This is a genomic window from Myxococcus sp. CA033 (genome assembly GCF_013336625.1).
In the GTDB taxonomy this organism is placed as follows: Bacteria; Myxococcota; Myxococcia; order Myxococcales; family Myxococcaceae; genus Myxococcus; species Myxococcus llanfairpwllgwyngyllgogerychwyrndrobwllllantysiliogogogochensis.
This window is the reverse complement of sequence record NZ_JABUMU010000003.1, coordinates 373,912-391,043: the sequence shown is the minus strand read 5'-3', so window position 1 is coordinate 391,043 and position 17,132 is coordinate 373,912. Positions and strand designations below refer to the sequence as shown.

Sequence of the window (17,132 nt, the reverse complement as noted above, 5' to 3'; positions counted from 1 at the left end):
TCCCTGTGAGTCCTTCAGCGAGTCGATTCCTCCGGAGCGTCAACGTGAAGAGAAACGTCCTGGGTTCGTGGCTGTTGATGGTGGGACTCGCCCTCGGGGTGGGCGTCACCGGTTGTGGAGATGATGACGAGGGGCCGCCGGACTCCGGGAGTGTCGACTCGGGATACGACGCCGGGCGAGACAGTGGCGCGCCTCCGGTGGATGCGGGCTGTGACGGAGGGCAGGGTGGTTGCGACGGCGGCCATCCCCCCGTGGATGGCGGAGAGGACGGCGGCCCCACGTCGACGGATGGTGGAGAGGACGGGGGGCCCACTCCAACGGATGGCGGTGAGGACGCGGGCCCTCCCGACGCGGGCCCTCCCGATTTCCGAGCGCACGTGCGCTTCATCAATGCCTTCGTCGGATTGAAGAACAACCCCACCGACGTGGCGGACCGGCCGTGGGAGCCCTTCCACGTCACCCTGCGCGTGGGCGACGCGGAGACCTTCCCGGTGGTGAAGGCAGGCGCGGCGGCCGTGTCGGAGTTCCGGGAGGTCATCCTGACGGGGCCCACCCAGAGCGTGCGCGTGGTGGCTCGGGACGCGGAAGGCACGTCGGAGGCCCCGGACCTCGCGGCCCTGGCGGAAGTCACCCTGGCGGATGACGAGTGGGTGACCGTCGTCGGTGCCGGCTCGCTGCTCCAGGTCGGGCAGGAGCGCCCGGACAAGCCCAGGCTCGTGGTGCTCAGGGACCATGCGTTGACCCTCTCCGCGCAGCCGGGGAACGTGCACGTGCGCTTCATGTCCGCGGACCGGGTCCTCTCGGCCTCGGCCAGGCGCCGTCTCGCGAACGAGGCGGGCGAACCCTACGAGAACAACAGCGTGGATGCGTACTCGGCGGATGTCGTCGAGCAAGGCGTTCTGGTCCCCGTCGACACGAAGCGCGTGGCTGTCATTGGAACCTCGCCCATCTTCGCGCCCGCCCAGAGCGGCTGGCTGTTCTACTCCCTGGCGGACGGGACGCTGACGGAGGGCAAGGCGTACTACGCCATCAACACCGGCGAGGACCGACGCACCCTCTCGGACGAAGGGGCTCCCGCGTTGTTGTTCGTGACCGCGAAGGAGAACACGGTCGCGCGCTTCCAGCGTGGCCCGCTCGTGTACTTGTTCAACGGCCTGCTGCCAGCCACCGTCGGAGGGACGACGCCGCAGCTCCAGGCCATCCGCGGTTCGTCGAACATCGCGACCGCCATGGCCTACGGCGCCGCGCCAAAGGTGGCGGACCTGCCGGTGTCGACCGCGGGCTTCTCGCTGCGCTTCACGGTGAATGGCCAGCCCGGGCAAGGGGTGCTGGAGGGCGCGGCCACAGGTCCCCTGGAGGCGGGTCGTCGCTACCTGGGCGTGCTGTGTGGCCGGGTGGAGGCTTCGCCCACGCTCACGGTTGTCAGGGACGAGTTCTCGGCGGAGGGCGCGCAGTCACCGTTCCTGCGCTTCATCCACTGCTCGGCCAGCTCGCCTGCGCCACTCACCTTCGGCTCCTATTCGTTCCAGGCCGACGGCTCCAGCCGGGAGGTCTTCACGCCGCTCTTCACGGGGGCGACCTTCGCCACGGCCACGCAGCCCGCCACGGGCGCGGCGTTCTCTCCGCCCGTGTCCACGACGACGCCGGTCTACACCTGGCTCGGCTTGAGGACCGCGGACGCGACGCCCATCGAGCGCACCATCCGGGGCCGCGTGCTGGGCACGCCCACCTTCCTCGTCCTCATCGGAGAGTGGGAGAACACCCTCACGTACCGCGCCATCAACACCCGCGTGAATGCCTGGAGCCCGTCCGCGCCGAACGACCCGTTCTTCAGCCCGCTGACACCCGCGCCATGAGCCGGAAGGCCTGACGCTGAAAACACCGACGCCCGCTCGGGGCCTGTTCTGGCCACCGGCGGGCGTCGCGTGTTTCTGGAAGCCCGGTGACGGGCCTTCCGGAGACTAGTTCACCTTGACCTGCAGCTCCTTGAGGACCTGGTCGCCGCGCATCACCGTCACGGTCCAGGTGCCGGGCTTGTTCAGTCGCACGCCCGTCCACTGCCGCGCGCGCCAGCCGTCGCCCTTGAGCTTCACGTCCTTCGTCTCGCGCACCACCGCGCCCTGCTTGGTCTGCACCATGACGTCCTCGTAGGAGTCGCCCTGGGGCACCAGGTAGGCCTGCCACAGCATCACGGTGGTGTTCGCCTTGATGCCCTCGGCGCCGACCTCGGCGATGCACTCGTACTTGTTGGGGCCGTCCTTGGCCACCTCCGTACAGAGCTTGGCCTCCACCAGCACAGGACCTTGCTTCTGGCCGTTGTAGAAGTAGTTCCAGGTGTCACGCACCGCGTCGGCGCTCGGCGCCTTCGCGGGCTCCTTGGCCGGAGCCTCCGGCGCCGCGTCCTGCGCCAAGGCCAGCGACGACATCCCCAGCACCGCGCACACCATGCTCCGCGTCAGAAGCTTCTTCATGTTTCGGGGTCCCCTCGTTCGGTGAGTTCGAGCCGGCCTTCCCCGGCCGGCCTGGGCCCTGTGTAGCACGAAAGGCGCGGCCCTCGCCCAGCCTCACCCGAGAAGGAAGAAGGCCAGCGTCACCAACGGCAGGTACACGAGGAAGGCCACCAGCAGGAAGCCGAGGATGTCCTTGAACTCGAGCCGCGCGACGGCCAGCAGCGGCAGCGCCCAGAAGGGCTGGATGAGGTCGGTGGCCATGTCGCCCCACGCATACGCGAGGACCACCTTCTCCGGCGCGACGCCCAGTCGACTGGCCGCGTCGAGGAGGTAGGGCGCCTCGATGGCCCACTTGGAGCCGCCCGAGGGGACGAAGTAGTTCACCACGCCGCTGTACAGATAGACGACGGCGGGGAACGTCTCCTTCGTGGACAGCGACACGAACAATTCGCCGATGCGGTCCGTGAGGCCCGTGGCCTTGAAGATGCCGTAGATGCCCGCGTAGAGCGGGAACTGGAGGACGATGCCGTGCAGCACGCTCCCGGCCTCCTCCGCCGCCTTGATGAGCCGCGCGGGGGTGCCGTGCAGCAGCACCGCGAGCACCAGGAAGGTGAAGTTCACCACGTTGAGGTTGAGCGCGCGCCAGCCGCCGTTCAGCCACAGGTAGCGGGAAAGCCACAGCAGGCCCAGCACGCCGAAGATGACGTTGAGCAGCCGCGCGTGGTCCAGCCAGATGGCCAGGCTCTTCTCCGCGGGGCGCTCGGGCGGGACGAAGTCTCCGAGCTTCTCCAGCACGGCCGGGTCCACGCGCACCACGTGTTCGGGCTTTGGGTGCAGCGCCCACGCGAGCAGCGTGAGGCCGGCGACGACGGACACGGTGAGCACCACGTTGAAGGTGGAGAAGAGGGTCCGGTCGATGGGGATGAGGCCGATGCTCTTCTCCAGGAAGTGGCCCGGCGTGGCCACCAGCAGCGGCGCGGAGGCGGACAGGCCCGCGTGCCACGTCGCGCCCAGGCCGAAGTACGCGCACGCGACGAGCAGCCGGTAGTCCACGTCCGGCCTGCGCCGCGCGACGTAGCGCACCAGCATGGCGCTGGCGACCAGGGACAGGCCCCAGTTGATGTACGCCAGCGCCATGGAGACGAAGGCCATCATCGCCACGGCGCCGCGCGGCGTGCGCGCCAGTCCGGAGACCTTCTCCAGGAGCGCGCGCACGGGCGTGGTGAGCGCCAGCAGGTAGCCGGTGAACATCACCAGCGCCATCTGCATGGAGAAGGTGAGCAGCTCCCAGAAGCCGCCGCCCCAGGCGTCGAGCACCTTGGGGGCGGGCGCGTCCGCCCAGCCCATGGCGAGCCCCATGGTGAGCAGGCTCAGCAGGACGGCGATGGAGAAGGCGCTGGGCACGAAGCGCGCGGAGAAGCGACCGAGGGCTTCGGCGATGCGAACGAGGGTCTCCACGCGGGCGGGCGCTCCTGGACGGTGTGCCCCTCGTTCTATGGCATCCCCGCACGCCGCGACCACTGTTGTCCGCGCGGCGCCTGACTCACCGCGCTACGGCTCGCCGCTGCCGCCGTATGCCTGGGTCTGCGCGTCGAGCTGCTCCCACGTGGCCTGGGCCTGCTCCTGTTCCGTGATGTTCGCGTCCACCTGGTCCCCGGCGTCCCGAGCCTTGGCGCGTGCCTCCTCGAGATTCCGCGCGAGCTCATCGCCGTCCACCTCCTGTGCTCGGACGTCTCCGGTGCGCTGGAGGGTGAGGAAGCGGGCCTGCGCCAGCTCCGCGTTCGCGACATCCCGCTCGCGCTCCCGCACCTGCACCACCGACTCGCGCGTGGTGACGGTCTTCTCATTCAGGGCCGTCTCCGCCTTCGCGGCGGCGAGCTCCGTGTTGGCCTGCGCCAGGTCGTTCTGCGCCAGGTCGATGGCGTCCGCCTGCCCCGTCTCCTGGGCCGCCGACAGCGCATCCACCGAGGCCTGCTGGCGAGCCTCCGCGGCCTGCTCGCGCCCCTGTGCCACCTGCAGGTCTCGCTTGCCGTCCTCCACGGACACGTTCGCCCGCTCCTGTTGTTCCTCCGCCGTGCTCACGACGAGCTGGGCCTGACGCACGTCCTCCATCTGGTCGGGAGGCACCCGCGCCATCCAGGAGTCCTCCACCTTCGCGGTCTCCACCTTCTTGTGGGAGTGGCTGGAGCTACAGCCGCCTCCCAGCCCGAGAAGGAGGGCCGCGGCGACTCCTCCCAGGACTCTTCGTCTGCTCACCTGTCTCATGATGACCCCTCCGATTCCACGTGGCCTCTGGTTGACGGTAGGCACGTCCGCGAGTGATGCCAGACACCCCTCGCGCATTGGCACGCGGCAGGGAGGCGGGCGCCTTCGGGGTCACCTGTTTCCTGGAGCGGTCCTCAATCCCCAGGAATGGAATGAGGCGGAGAGCGACGAGTAGCGCCCGGCGCGATGGATGGATGCGCGAGCACGGAGGGCCACAGGCCGCTCACGCAGAGGAGGGCGACCAGCGTCAGCATCGTCCAGCGCTCGCGGGGCAGGAGGTCCTCGGTGCAAGCAGGCATGCTGGGGACTCGGCGCGGGCCCAGGAAGGTGTGCTGGAAGGCTCGCAGGAGCGTGATGGCATTGAGAGCGAGCGCCGGCAGCAGCGGCAGCGCGAGCAGGGGATTTGCTCCGAGCGTGCCTCGAAGGAGGAGGTCCTCGCTCACGAAGCCGAGCGTGCCCGGGAAGCCCAGGGCGGCGAGGCCGAGCAGCAGGAAGACCGTGGCCATGCGTGGCGCTCGGACCGTGAGCCCGCTGCGTGGGTCCAGGTTCGTGGTGCCCGTGCGCGCCTCGATGGCGCGGACGACGAGCTCCAGGCCCGTGAAGGTGAGGCCCATGGACAGACATTGGAGCCAGGCCCCGGGGAGCCCGGTGGGACCGCCCAGCGTCACGCCCGCGAGCAGCAGGCCGGACTGACTCACGAGGAGGAAGGCCAGCATGCGGCGCAGGTCTGCCTGGACGAGCGCGAGCAGCGCGCCGTAGAGCGCGGCGCCGGCTCCCAGGCTTCCCAGCGCGGGAGCCGCGGTGGCCCACTCCGCGGGCAGAAGCGGTCGGATGACTTGTGTCAGCAACTGGAGGCTCGCGGCGAGGTTCATCCAGAGGACGCCGACGCAGAGGGGGCCTCGGGTCATCAGGACGGGCAGCCAGGAATGGAAGGGCACCACCGCCAGCCGCGCGCAGACGCTCACGAGGAGCAGCGTGCAGAGTCCCATGCGCCAGCCGTGAGGGAGGTCTCTGACGAGCGAGTCGCGCGGTGTCTCAACTCCCGCGTGCCAGCTCAGCAGCCCCACCAGCGCCACGGCCAGCATGAGGGGCAGGGTGCCTGCGAGCAGGTACGCGCGGACCGGGCGCCAGGCTCGTCCTTCGCGAGCGAGCTGTGCCGCCAGAGGGGCCGCCATGGCGAGGAAGAAGCCGAGTCGGAGCGGCAGGTCGCGTACGCAGAAGAAGCCCAGTGTGGCGCTCTCGGTGAGGAGCAGTGCGGTGAGGAACCGCTGGCCGGAGGAGTGGCGGGGACTTGCGACGATGGTGACGAGGGTGAGCAGCGCGGTGAATGGCAGCGCGAGCGCGCTCGCTTCGTCCACGCCAACGCGCCAGGTCACGCCGAGCCAGGGCACTGGAATTCCGGAGGCAGGTGTCTCACGCCCCGCGATGAGCAGCGCCGCGATGGAGAGGCCCAGGGTGAGGGTCGCGGTGCCCGTGGCGGTGATGCGAGCCGACGTGTGTTGACGCGGCACCGTGAGCAACAAGGCGCCCACGAGGGGGAGTGACGCCAAGAGGACCAGGAGAAGCGTCGGGCTCATGCGGCCCCCGGGGTGGGATTGCTCGATGCGGACTCGGTGGGACGTGACGCGGGTTGGGGAGGAACCGGGCGTGGTGCTCCGGCATCGAGCACGTCCATCCAGCGGCGCTCTGCTCCATCCAACCGGTGCCCCAGGCGCAGCACGGGCTTCACCAGCCAGCGCTCCGTCAGGACCTCGAGCGCGAAGCGCTCCAGTGCGAAGCGGTAGAGCCTCGTGGGTAACGACCTGTGGGCCGTGACGATGGAGGGTGCCCGTGTAGCTCGGAGCGCAGCGCGCCGTGCCTGGACATCCCTCAGGGCGGAAGGTGCTCGGAGGAGTTGGAGACAGCGCAAACAGGCATGCGCCACCAGATGGAACAGCGCGAGCGTGTACAGCCCGAGGCCCACCTCCGCGAACAGCAAGCCCACCTGCGTCAGCACGCCATACGCCAACGCGCTCTTCACATCTGTCTGCACCCGCCACACCAGGGTGGCGTGAAGGGCCGTGAGAAGTCCGACCAGCACCAGCGCTCCCCTGGCCAGGGGTGCCTGCTCCAGCAGCGGTGCCGCGCGCAGCAGCAGGTACGGGCCGGCGTGCACGGAGAGCGCTCCGTAGAACAGCGCGCTGGACGGCGTAGGACCCTCCATGGCCCGAGGCAGCCAGCCACTGAAGGGGAACTGCGCCGACTTCCCCATGGCCGCCAGCACCAGACACAGGCTCAGCGTCGTCGACGGAATCGCGGAGAGGTGAGTCCACTCGGTCGTGCCCGCGAGGTGATGCAGCCACACCAGCCCCGCCAGCAAGCCCACGTCACAGAGTCGGTAGGTGCCAAAGGCCCGGAGCCCCGCGCTCAGTGGTGCGGCCCGTTCATGGAAGAAGCCGATGAGCAGCGCCGACGCGAGCCCCACCCACTCCCAGCCCACGAACAACATGTCGAGGCTGCCGCCTTCCACCAGCAACAACATCCCCGAGGAGAACATGGCCAGCAGCAGGAAGAACCGCGCGAAGCCCGGCTCTCGATGCAGGTAGCTCACCGAGAAGCGGCCGATGAGCAGGGTCAGGGTGCTCGTCATCAGCATCATCGTCGCCGACAACCGGTCAATGTGGAGTGTCACCTCGAAGCTCGACTCACCCGAGGAGAACCACGGGCCCAGGCTCACCTGCACGTTCCCGGGTTGGGAGTGCCAGTGGAGCACCGTGGCCACCGCACATGCCAGCGACAGCCACAGCGCCCCCAGTACCCAGCGCGCCATCCAGCGTTCGCTGGGAGCGCGGTGGAGCAGCATCACCGCTCCGAGGATGAAGAAGGCGAGCAGGGGACTCAGCGGCACCGCCGCCGCGAGCCAGTCCACGGGAAGCTCAGGGAGCGGCATGACGGTCTTCTCCGAAGGAGCGCGGCGCGAGAATGAGGGCAGGGGGCAGGAAGTCGCGGTGGCCTCGGTACCAGTGGGGCGAGGAGGCCACCTCCGGCAACGACGTCTCAGGTGTCGCGAGCCACTGGAACCCGGAGGGCGTGAAGCGATGCTGTGCGCCCGTCATCGGGTCCACGCTCACGAGCTGCACCCACTGATGATGGATGAGTTCGTGGAGCGTGGGCTGTCGCGCGAGGATGGCCGACAGCACCGAGGTGCTTGCCTCGACAACGAGGAGCAATCGCATCGGCTCGTGGATTTCAATCATCTGTCGAGGCAGCCCCGTGCGCAGGTCACTCTCGGCGCCGTCCATCACTCCGAGCAGGCCCGTGAGGTTGTGGGGCAGCTTGGTGCCGCAGCCGTAGCGCTCGTTGTCGACGCAGGAGAAGTAGTACTCCAGGCTGATGCCCGCGCCGACGGGGCCCGCCGCCAGGAGGATGCGCTCGACGATTTCGCCGCTCGCGTCCCGCGTCGGGTCGTAGGAGATGAGGAACGCCCTCCGGTCCAGGAACAGACCTCGCGTGAGCGCACGACGGCCCACGATGCAGGAGGCGATGGTGACATGCCCCAGTTCGGGCCGGGGCTGACCCAGGTCCTCCGCGCGAGCCTCGACATGCCGGAGCGCCGCGGAGGTGGACAGTCCGAGGGGCGCGGACTCGAAGCGCCGACAGCGCTCCTGGGCTGACAGTGCGCGGGCCCGGTCCAACGCGGCACGCAGCGCGGACAGCTCACCGTGGAGGGCTTCGGGGAGGGCCTCGGTGTCGTGGAGGCACACTTCATCGGTGGTGGTGTTGTGCAGCCCTCCGATGAACCAGGTGGTCTCAGGGATGTGCAGGCCACGCTCCCTGAGTCTCGCCCGGACCTCCGGACGATTGGCCATCTCCGCGAAGAGTCGTGCGTTCGGTCCTCCGTGCCGACCGCCACACGCGCCGCAGTCATAGGCCGCCTGATGGGGATTGTTGACGCTCACCGCCCCATGGCCGAGCACCACCACCAACGGCGCGAAGTCCTTCACCAGTCCCAGGCTCTCCAGTGACGCGGCCACGCGCGCCGCCTTCTCGTCGAGGGTGAAGCCCAGGGGCTTGAGCGTGGGTGAGGGACAGTGGGCGGTTGGCTCGCGCAGGCTCGTGAGTCGAGTGGGTGGCCTGGGAAGGAGTGTCGCGGAGAAGGTCCTCCGCAGCCGGCCCAGTGTGCGTGGAAAGAGGAGCTGCCAGGGCAGGAGCAGCGCGGACAGCAGGCCGAGCAGCGGCACGAGCAACCAGGAGACCTCCAGGGCGTGGGTGCCCTGCTGCAACGTCTGGTCGAGGCGTGCCCACGTCCCTCGTCGCCTGACTCGGATTTCCGCGAGGGGTTGGTGCTCCGGTCGCGCTTGTTCTTCCACGACGTGTGCCGGGGTGACGACCACCGGGCACAGCGCGACGTGGCCCGCGTCGTCCAGTCCCCGGTAGTCGAAGGCCACACCGAAGAAGCCCGCGATGCCGAAGGTCTCGTGTCGCGCGTCCAGTTCCTCGAAGTGGCGGCGAAAGGACTCCTCGCGGTCGTCCATGCAGAACATCACCTGGAAGCGCGCTGCCGTCACCGTGCGCTCGGACTCCGGGCGGAGGCGGTTGCGCGCGAGACCTCGACAGACGTCTCTTCGGTAGTGATGCTCGTACGCCGCTTGCCACACGCGTTGGCGCGCGCTGGCGTCGAAGGCTTCCAGCCACGTGAGCAGCTCGTGTCGGGCTCGGAGGGGAAGCTCGGCCACGTCCATCGCGGACAGGCCCATGAGCTGAGCCCACTGGAAGAGTCGCCAGCTTCCCTCCAATGTCGAGCGCGCTGAAACCCGCCTGGACTCGATGGTGCGTCTCGCGGCCTCCGCCAGTCCCGACAGGGGACCTTTGTAGTCGAGTCGCTGCCTCGCCACCTCGCGCAGTGCATGTTGTTCCAGGGTGAGCCGCACCGCGACGAAGTCCATCAGTCGCGCGGGTGGTGCTCCACTGGGGCGGTCCCCGGGGTGGTGCTCCAGTCGATGAAACATCCCCGCCCAGCCCGGCAGCGCGAGCAGCACGCGGACGAGATAGGGCTCCCAGTCGGCGTCGGGAACACCCAGCGCGTCGAGTGCCTCCAGTACGGCATCCTCTGGCGCGAGTGACGGTTCGTCTTCCAGTCCCTCCAGCCAGTCCGGTGCGGCGCCAAGCCCGTCGCACGTCATTGACCTCCATGCCGCGTGGAAGCCGTGCTCCCGGCTTGGCAGGTTCCAGTGCGAGACGCCTTCGTCCAGGAAGGCCGCGCAGGCACGGATGAGCAGGGGATGAAGCAGGTCGTTCACATCCTCGCCCGTGGCCTCGCACAGCAACTCGCGGTGGCTGCGCACGTCCGTCAGCGGAGGCTTGTCGTGTCCCTGGGTCGTCAGCAGCGGCGTGCGGCAACTGGACCAGAGGGCGCTCACCGCGAAGGGCTCGGGATTGGTCTCCATGCGCTCACGGAGTGAGCCCAGGCTCCCATCACCTCCGAAGGCCGAGGCCAGCGCCGAAGTGACGCAGGACGCCTCCGCGCTCAACCAGCCTTCCCTCGTGAACGAGGTCTCTCCATCGAGCAGGGCGGAGACCCGGTCGACATACGCGCTCGCACAGGCTGCGGGGATGCCCAGCAGTCGCAGCGCCACGTCCACGGGAAGAGGACGGGGGACGTGGCTCGCCACCGCGCGAACGGTGGACCCCACATCGGGACCGAGCAGCGCGCACGCCAGCTCCGTCATCGTCCAGCCGCGTCCCACCCGGTCCATCCAGATGCGCAGCCCCTGGGCTGAGCGCTCCAGCAGCGCGTGACGCGTCGTCGGAGAGAGGTCCGCTCGAAGGCGGTACGCGGCGGAGTGCTCCTCCAGCTTCCAGCGCAGTGACGCCTCCGACTCCACTTCCACGGGGTGGAGCAGGGCGAGCCGCATCAGCTCCATGGGGGCGCGTGGCGGCAAGCCTCCCAGCACCGATTGCGCGTCTCGTAAAAGTCTCGACGCGGGTGCGCGTGCGTCTCGCCGCGCGGCCGGTGCCAGGCCTGGCTCGAGGGTGAAGTGGACAGCCTGTTCTGTTGGGGCCGCGACCGCCTGCGCCGAGCATGGCTCGTCGGTGACGAAGGCACCCCATTTCGTTGAGTCCGCGAACCGCGCCGCTTGCTCGGCGGGAGCCGCGTCCTGCGCCGTGAGTGCGGCGCTCTGTCTCTCCGCATCGGCGGAGAAAGGACATGGCGGCACGCGGTGCTCGGGCTCAGCGAGCACTGCTCGCAAGTCCTCGTCGGTGATGCGGCCTCGCCGGTACAGCTCAAGAAAGCGCGCCTCGGACAGATACCCCTCCGCGCCGAACGTCTTGCTCGCGGTGGCCACTGCCTCGTGGAACGGGAGGTGTTGATACGCGTGCAGCGTGTTGTGGTGCACGAACACGCCGATGGGCCCCTGCGCGGGAAGGACGTGGCTGGCGCCGGCCAACGCGGCGCGCAGCCTTGAACCCCGGTCCTCCGGGGACGGGGACGAAGTGGGACAGGGAGCATGGCTCATGGTGTCCCCTCAGGGCGTGAGCCCCAGGTTGCCGCTCGGCGCCTTCTTCCGCGCGGACAGCGGATGCGAGGACATTCCCCGGTGTTGCTCCAACCCGAGCACTCGAAGCTGTCGCCCCTCCCGCGATAACTCCGCCTCCAGCTCGTGCAGCCGCTGCATCACCGTGTGGTCCACGAGGCGGGCTTCCGTCAGGTCCACCTCGATGAGCCGGACGAGAGCGTGCCGGTTCAGCAGCTTCTTGAACGTCAGGAAGTTGGTGAACACCGCCGCGCTCCGCACCCGCAGCACCACCTGGTCCGCGCCCACCTGCTCCTGGATGTCGGGTCGGAAGAGCTCCCTCGGTGAAGCCCCATTGAGCAGATGCACGCCCGCCTTCAGGACGATGCCCGAGGCCACGCCCACCAGCAGGTCCGTGGCCAGCGTGACGATGAGCGTGAAGCAGAAGATGAGCACTTGCTCCGCACCAATCCGGTACGCCTTCACCAGCTCACCCGGCGACGCGAGTCGGACGCCCGTGAAGATGAGCATCCCCGCGAGCGCGGCCAACGGAATGCGGTGGATGAGTCCTGGCGCGAAGGCCACGAACCCCCACAGGAACACGCCGTGGAAGAAGTTCGACAGCCGGCTCCTCGCTCCGTAGCCCAGGTTGGCGGAGCTGCGCACCACCTCTGAAATCATCGGCAGCCCGCCCAGCAACCCCGCCACCAGATTGCCCAGGCCCGTGGCCAACAAGTCCTTGTCCAAATCCGAGCGGCGCTGCTCCGGGGCCAGCAGGTCCACCGCCTTCACCGTCAACAGCGACTCCACGCTGCCCACCAACGCGAACATCACCACGTACTTGAGCCCCAGCGCGCTCGGCACGGCGGAGAAGTCCGGGAAGGTGATGGCCGCGAGCAGGTTGCTCGGCAGGTTCACCAGATGGCTCGGCCCCACCGAGAAGACGGCATGGGAGAACGTGAACGTGTGCGCGTGCTCCAGGTCGAACCCGAGCGCCAGCGGTACAGCGACGGCCAGCACCAGCAGGGGCGCCGGCACCCGCTTGAGCCACGCCACCCGCTGGGAGAGCGCCGCATGGCCGAACAGCAACAGGAGGCTGAGCCCTCCGATGAGGGCAATCTCCGGGTTCAGCCGCGCCACGCTGCTCGGCACCTCCGCCAGCAACCCCAGGGGCGTCCGCGCCACGGGTGACACCCCGAGCAGCACGTGGAGCTGTCTGGCGCAGATGGTGACGCCGATGGCCGCGAGCATCCCGTGCACCACCGCCGAGGGGAACAGGTCCCCCAGCCTCCCAGCGCGCAGCACCGCGAAGAGCACTTGAAGGCACGCGGCCACCACGATGGTCGCCAGCGCGCGCCGGTAGCCGAGCACCGCGTCCCCTCCGCCCAGCTCCGTCACCGCCCCGAGCGCGATGACGATGAGCCCCGCGGCCGGGCCCTTGATGGTCAGCCGCGCGCTGCCCACCCACGTCGACAGCACTCCGCCCACCACCGCCGTGAGGATGCCCGCCACGGGCGGAAAGCCGCTCGCCATCGCGATACCCAGACACAAGGGCAACGCGAGCAGGAAGACGAGGAAGCCCGCGACGAAGTCCTGCTTCCAGGAAGCCTGCCCCGGGGTTCCATGAGAATGACTGACATTGGACTGCGAGCCTCGCATGACGTCACGGCCTCCCGTGTACACGGGCGGACATCGCCTCCCAGCGCGAGCCCAGCCCCCTCGACAGCGAGAGATGGAACGAGACGCGCCCCGGTTCCCGGACTTGCTTTACTTCGCGTTTTTACGGCTGATGCGGGACGCGCTCTTTATGAGCAGGTCATCACCCGTCTGGGATGTCTTGGTTTCTTGGGGGATGGGTTCGTGGGCGGTGTCGTGTCTGGATTGAAAATGAAACAGAGTGAGTCGCCCGCGGAGCTCGGTGCGCGAGAGCGATTCGAGGTCGTGGTGGAGCCGCTGTTGCCCCGGCTCCATCGCTTCTGCCTGGCCTTGTGTCGCAGCCGGCAGGAGGCGGAGGACCTGCTCCAGGACTCGCTGGTGCGGGCCTTCCTGAACTGGGATTCGCGAGACTCGGGTTCGTGGCTGGGCTGGTTGTGTGGCATCGCGCGACACCAGTTCCTGGAGAACCGGCGCACGCAGGCGCGGCGTCGCTCGCTGTTGGACTCGGTGCTGGAAGGAGCCTCGTCGGTGCTGGGCTCTCTCTTCGAGGGCGGAACCGAGCAGCCGGACCCGGAAGCACGGCTGTGCGGCGCCGAGGAGGCGGAGTTGGTGCTGGCGTGTCTGCACGCGCTGCCGGAGAAGTTCCGGCTGGTGGTGCTGCTGTGTGACGTGGAGGACCTGGACTACGAGGAGGTGGCGCGAGTGCTCGCGCTGCCCCTGGGCACGGTGAAGAGTCGACACTCCCGAGGCCGGGCGCGCCTGGGCGTGTTGTTCACGGCGGCCTCCAGCCGTCAGGCTCAGACCGTCAGCGAGGGAGGCCGTCCATGAGCACCGAGGATGAGGGCAGGCCACCGCCACTTGCCGACGAGGTCCGCGCGGCGCTGGAGGCGCTTCGGGGCGAGAAGCCCTCGCCCCACCTGCGGGCCCGGCTCCAGGCCGCGCTCATCCGGGCCGAGCACTCCCGTGGGCGCGAGCCAACGCAGTCACCTTCCCATCGAGCCCTGTCGCACCATCCCGCCGCGCGCGTGCTGGTGGGCGCGGCGCTGGCGGGCGCGGTGGCCCTGCTGCTGCTCGCGCGAGGGGATGCGAGTGGACCCTTGAGCCCTGAACTCCTGCCCGCGAGGGAGGTCGCCTTTCGACTTCCAGGCGATGGAGCCGGCTGGCTGGAGTTGCCCTGGGCCCACGGCGTCCACTCCGGAGAGCCCGCCACCGTCTGGCTCGAGACGCCGCCCCCGCTGGATTTCCATCCCCGGCTGCGAGATGCGCCCTCGCTCGCGAAGGTGGACTGCGACGAGGCCCGCTGCGTGCACGAATTCACCGCGCGGACCGGAGCCGCCGCCACGCCCCTGCGCGTGCGCATCGACAAGCCGGGCCGCTACGAGTTCCGGGTGTCGCACGCCTCGGATGTGCGGCACGTCCAGGAGCACTTCGTGGTGGTCGCCGACCAGGCCGGTCCCCCCTGAGTCGAACCCTGTAACCAATCCAGGGGCGCGGACGACGGGTTTTGCGGTATGAGCCCGTCCATGTCTCCTTCCGAGCAAGCGCCGCGGCAGGACGCGCGCGTGACCACTGGCGTGCCCGGCCTCGACGGCGTGCTGGGTGGTGGCCTCGTCACCTCGGGTGTCTACATCGTCGTGGGTGAGCCCGGGGCGGGCAAGACGCTCTTCGCCAACCAGCTCTGCTACCACCAGGGACGTGGAGGGGCGCGGTGCCTCTACGTCACGCTGCTGGCCGAGTCGCACGCTCGCATGCTCGCCAACATGCGCGACATGGCGTTCTTCGACTCCGCGCTACTGCCCGAGAGTGTCTATTACGTCAGCGGCTTCCGCACGCTGGAGGAGCAGGGCCTGCCCGGCCTGCTGGAGTTGCTGCGGCGCGAGGTGCGCAACCACAACACCAGCATCCTGGTGTTGGACGGTCTGGTGCAGGCGCAGGAGGCGGCCGGCAGCAGTCGCGACTTCAAGAAGTTCATCCACGAGCTGCAGGTGTCCGCGGGCCTGTCCCGCTTCACCGCGCTGATGCTCACCAGCTCCAACGGCCCCACCGTCCATCCGGAATACACCATGGTGGACGGCATCCTGGAGTTGCGCGAGCGCACCCTGGGCGTGCGCTCGTGGCGAGAGCTCCAGGTGCGCAAGTTCCGGGGCGGCGCCACCCTGAGCGGCGTGCACACCTTCCGCATCTCCAATGATGGGCTGGAGGTCTTTCCCCGGCTGGAGGCGCGCATGCGGCGCACCCCGCCGCCGGACCCGGGGAGCGAGCGGGTGCATTTCGGCATCCCGTCGATGGATGCGCTCTTCCCGGGTGGGCTGGCCAAGGGCTCCACGTCGCTGATGCTCGGGCCTCCGGGCAGTGGCAAGACGCTGATGGGAAGCAGCTTGCTCGCCGAGGGGCTGAAGCAGGGTGAGCGCTGTTTGTACATGGGCTTCTATGAGTCGCCCGAACGGCTGCTCCACAAGGCGGCTGCCGCCGGCATGGACATGGGTGGGGCGGTCAAGGACGGGAGGATGCACATCCTCTGGCAACCCCCCGCTGAATCCATCCTGGATGTGCTGGCGGACCAACTCTTGAGCGCGGTGCGGCGGCACCAGGTGACACGGGTGTTCGTGGATGGGTTGAGCGCGATGAGCCAGGCCGCGCCGGACAGCGCGCGGATGGCGTCGTTCTTCGCGGCGCTCACCCAGGAGCTGCGCCTGTCGTACGCGACGACCATCTTCAGCCTGGAGACGCCCCGCCTCTTCGGGCCCGCGCTCGATGTGCCGCTGGAAGTCGGCCCCTCCGCCGTGGCGGAGAACCTCTTCTTCCTCAGGCACGTCGAGCTGGAGGGGCGCCTTCGCCGCCTGCTGACCATCTTCAAGCTGCGGGACACCGACTACGACCCGTCCATCCGGGAGTTCCGTATCTCCCGACAAGGAATCGAGGTGCTGCCTCCCTTCGACGTTGCCCTGGACACCCTGTTGACGGGCCTTGCCCGACATCGGACCGGTGGCCATCCCTGATTCGTGAGGAGTGAAGCCCGCCCGTATGGAGACGGTCCTGGTGGTGGATGACGAGCAGGGCATCCTGGAAGCCCTCGCGGACCTCCTGAGGGAGGAGGGCTACCGTGTGCTGACGGCCTCTCATGGCCGTGAGGCGCTGGAGCGGATGAGCGAGCTGCGTCCGGACCTGGTCCTCACCGACTGGATGATGCCGGTGCTGGACGGCCCCGCCCTCATCGAGCGCATCCGCGCGGAACCGAACTGGGCCGGTGTGTCGCTCTTGTGCATGAGCGCGGTGGACGTGGGAGCCTTGCGGGCCCAGTACCCGGGCATTCCCTTCCTCCAGAAGCCCTTCGACATTCCCGCGCTGATGAAGCAGGTCCGCAAGGCCCTGGACGGCAAGCGCGCTCTCTCCGGCTGACGCGAAAGCCGCCGACAGGCCCCATGTTCTATCTGCTCAAGCTCGGTCCCGTGCCGCTCTCTCAAGGGAGCACGCAGGTCTATCTGCGCATCACCGAGACTGGCGAGCCGTCCCAGCCCGTCTTCGAGCAGGACGACACCGCGGGCCTGCGGGTGTTGCTGGAGGGACTGGAGGACCTGGGCGGGGTGCGGTGTGAGCCCCAGCTCGCGGAAGCGGGCGCGGTGTTGGGCGTGGCGGTGGCGGAGCCTCCCCCGGCGGCCCTCTCGTCGCGCGCGGCCATCGCCACGTTCCTGGCGTGGGGACAGCGAGGGTTGTCCGCGCTGGGCTCGGACAAGGCGCTGCTCTTCGTCCAGGCGGCGACCGAGTACTGGGATGCGCGGCCCTGGACGCACTGGGACGACAGCCAGCCCTTCGAGGTGGCGGTCTCAGGGCCGCTGACGCACACCTTCGAGGGGTGTGTCTTCAACATGGACGACGGCCGGGCGGGGCTGGCGCTGTACTTCAAGCCGGGCGCGCTCCAGATGTTGATGGAGATGCAGGCGCGAGGTCAGGCCGATGCGGCGCAGGAGCTGCCCGCCATCGCCGTCACGCTGGACACGTCGCCGGCCTATGCCGTGGAGGCGCTGGCCTCCGCGGGCCGGGTGCCCCGCTTGCCCATGCCGCTGAAGACGGGGCCTGAGGGCGTGGGCGTGCCGTCCTCGGTGGAGGCGCTGCTGCTGGTGGCCGCGCTGCGGGCCGTGGCGCGGCTGTCTCCCGAGCAGCAGGAAGTCTTGAGCAGCGTGGTGGCGGGGGATGCGCGCATGGAGGTCCATGTCCGGGCCCCGGTGCCCCGGCTGCGACACTAGACCCGCGGGCAAGTGTCGGCTGG

Annotated in this window: 13 protein-coding genes; 6 read left to right on the top strand and 7 right to left on the bottom strand. The window is 69.1% G+C overall.

Annotated elements, in window-relative coordinates; translation table 11 throughout:
- The first annotated feature begins 44 nt into the window (after positions 1-44).
- Positions 45-1,856, top strand: a complete 1,812-nt coding sequence (locus HUA78_RS11875) for a DUF4397 domain-containing protein (RefSeq protein WP_174476301.1) — start codon at positions 45-47, stop codon at positions 1,854-1,856.
- A gap of 105 nt (positions 1,857-1,961) precedes the next feature.
- On the opposite strand, the gene HUA78_RS11870 is transcribed toward HUA78_RS11875, so the two are convergent.
- The 7 genes from HUA78_RS11870 to HUA78_RS11840 form a co-directional block, all read right to left on the bottom strand.
- Positions 1,962-2,471, bottom strand: coding sequence for a hypothetical protein (locus HUA78_RS11870; protein WP_141641836.1), 510 nt, complete (start codon positions 2,469-2,471; stop codon positions 1,962-1,964).
- Between the two features lie 93 nt (positions 2,472-2,564).
- The gene (locus tag HUA78_RS11865) at positions 2,565-3,908 is read right to left on the bottom strand and encodes a TIGR00366 family protein (protein WP_174457444.1); all 1,344 of its coding nucleotides are present in this window, start codon (positions 3,906-3,908) and stop codon (positions 2,565-2,567) included.
- A 93-nt stretch (positions 3,909-4,001) separates the two neighbouring features.
- Complete coding sequence (locus tag HUA78_RS11860) at positions 4,002-4,715, bottom strand: hypothetical protein (RefSeq protein ID WP_174468063.1); 714 nt, start codon at positions 4,713-4,715, stop codon at positions 4,002-4,004.
- Between the two features lie 134 nt (positions 4,716-4,849).
- Entirely contained in the window at positions 4,850-6,292 is a 1,443-nt protein-coding gene (locus tag HUA78_RS11855; protein WP_174476300.1) for a proton-conducting transporter membrane subunit, read from the bottom strand.
- A complete protein-coding gene (locus HUA78_RS11850) occupies positions 6,289-7,644 on the bottom strand; it encodes an NADH-quinone oxidoreductase subunit L (RefSeq protein WP_174476299.1) in 1,356 nt (451 codons plus the stop codon). Before HUA78_RS11850 ends, HUA78_RS11855 begins: the two co-directional genes overlap by 4 nt.
- Positions 7,631-11,212, bottom strand: coding sequence for a DUF2309 domain-containing protein (locus HUA78_RS11845; RefSeq protein WP_174459961.1), 3,582 nt, complete (start codon positions 11,210-11,212; stop codon positions 7,631-7,633). Before HUA78_RS11845 ends, HUA78_RS11850 begins: the two co-directional genes overlap by 14 nt.
- A 9-nt stretch (positions 11,213-11,221) precedes the next feature.
- Entirely contained in the window at positions 11,222-12,868 is a 1,647-nt protein-coding gene (locus tag HUA78_RS11840; protein ID WP_174464959.1) for a SulP family inorganic anion transporter, read from the bottom strand.
- Between the two features lie 228 nt (positions 12,869-13,096).
- Here HUA78_RS11840 and HUA78_RS11835 point away from each other — a divergent pair, with 228 nt between their 5' ends.
- From HUA78_RS11835 to HUA78_RS11815, 5 genes are read left to right on the top strand one after another with little or no spacing between them, the layout of a single operon-like run.
- Positions 13,097-13,693, top strand: a complete 597-nt coding sequence (locus HUA78_RS11835; protein ID WP_141641829.1) for an RNA polymerase sigma factor — start codon at positions 13,097-13,099, stop codon at positions 13,691-13,693.
- Positions 13,690-14,328: a hypothetical protein gene (locus HUA78_RS11830; RefSeq protein WP_174476298.1), complete on the top strand. Its 639-nt coding sequence runs from the start codon at positions 13,690-13,692 to the stop codon at positions 14,326-14,328. Before HUA78_RS11835 ends, HUA78_RS11830 begins: the two co-directional genes overlap by 4 nt.
- A 60-nt stretch (positions 14,329-14,388) precedes the next feature.
- A complete protein-coding gene (locus tag HUA78_RS11825) occupies positions 14,389-15,864 on the top strand; it encodes an ATPase domain-containing protein (protein WP_174457437.1) in 1,476 nt (491 codons plus the stop codon).
- 25 nt (positions 15,865-15,889) lie between these two features.
- Positions 15,890-16,264, top strand: a complete 375-nt coding sequence (locus HUA78_RS11820) for a two-component system response regulator (protein WP_141641826.1) — start codon at positions 15,890-15,892, stop codon at positions 16,262-16,264.
- A 23-nt stretch (positions 16,265-16,287) separates the two neighbouring features.
- Positions 16,288-17,109: a hypothetical protein gene (locus HUA78_RS11815; RefSeq protein ID WP_174457436.1), complete on the top strand. Its 822-nt coding sequence runs from the start codon at positions 16,288-16,290 to the stop codon at positions 17,107-17,109.
- Positions 17,110-17,132 lie beyond the last annotated feature (23 nt).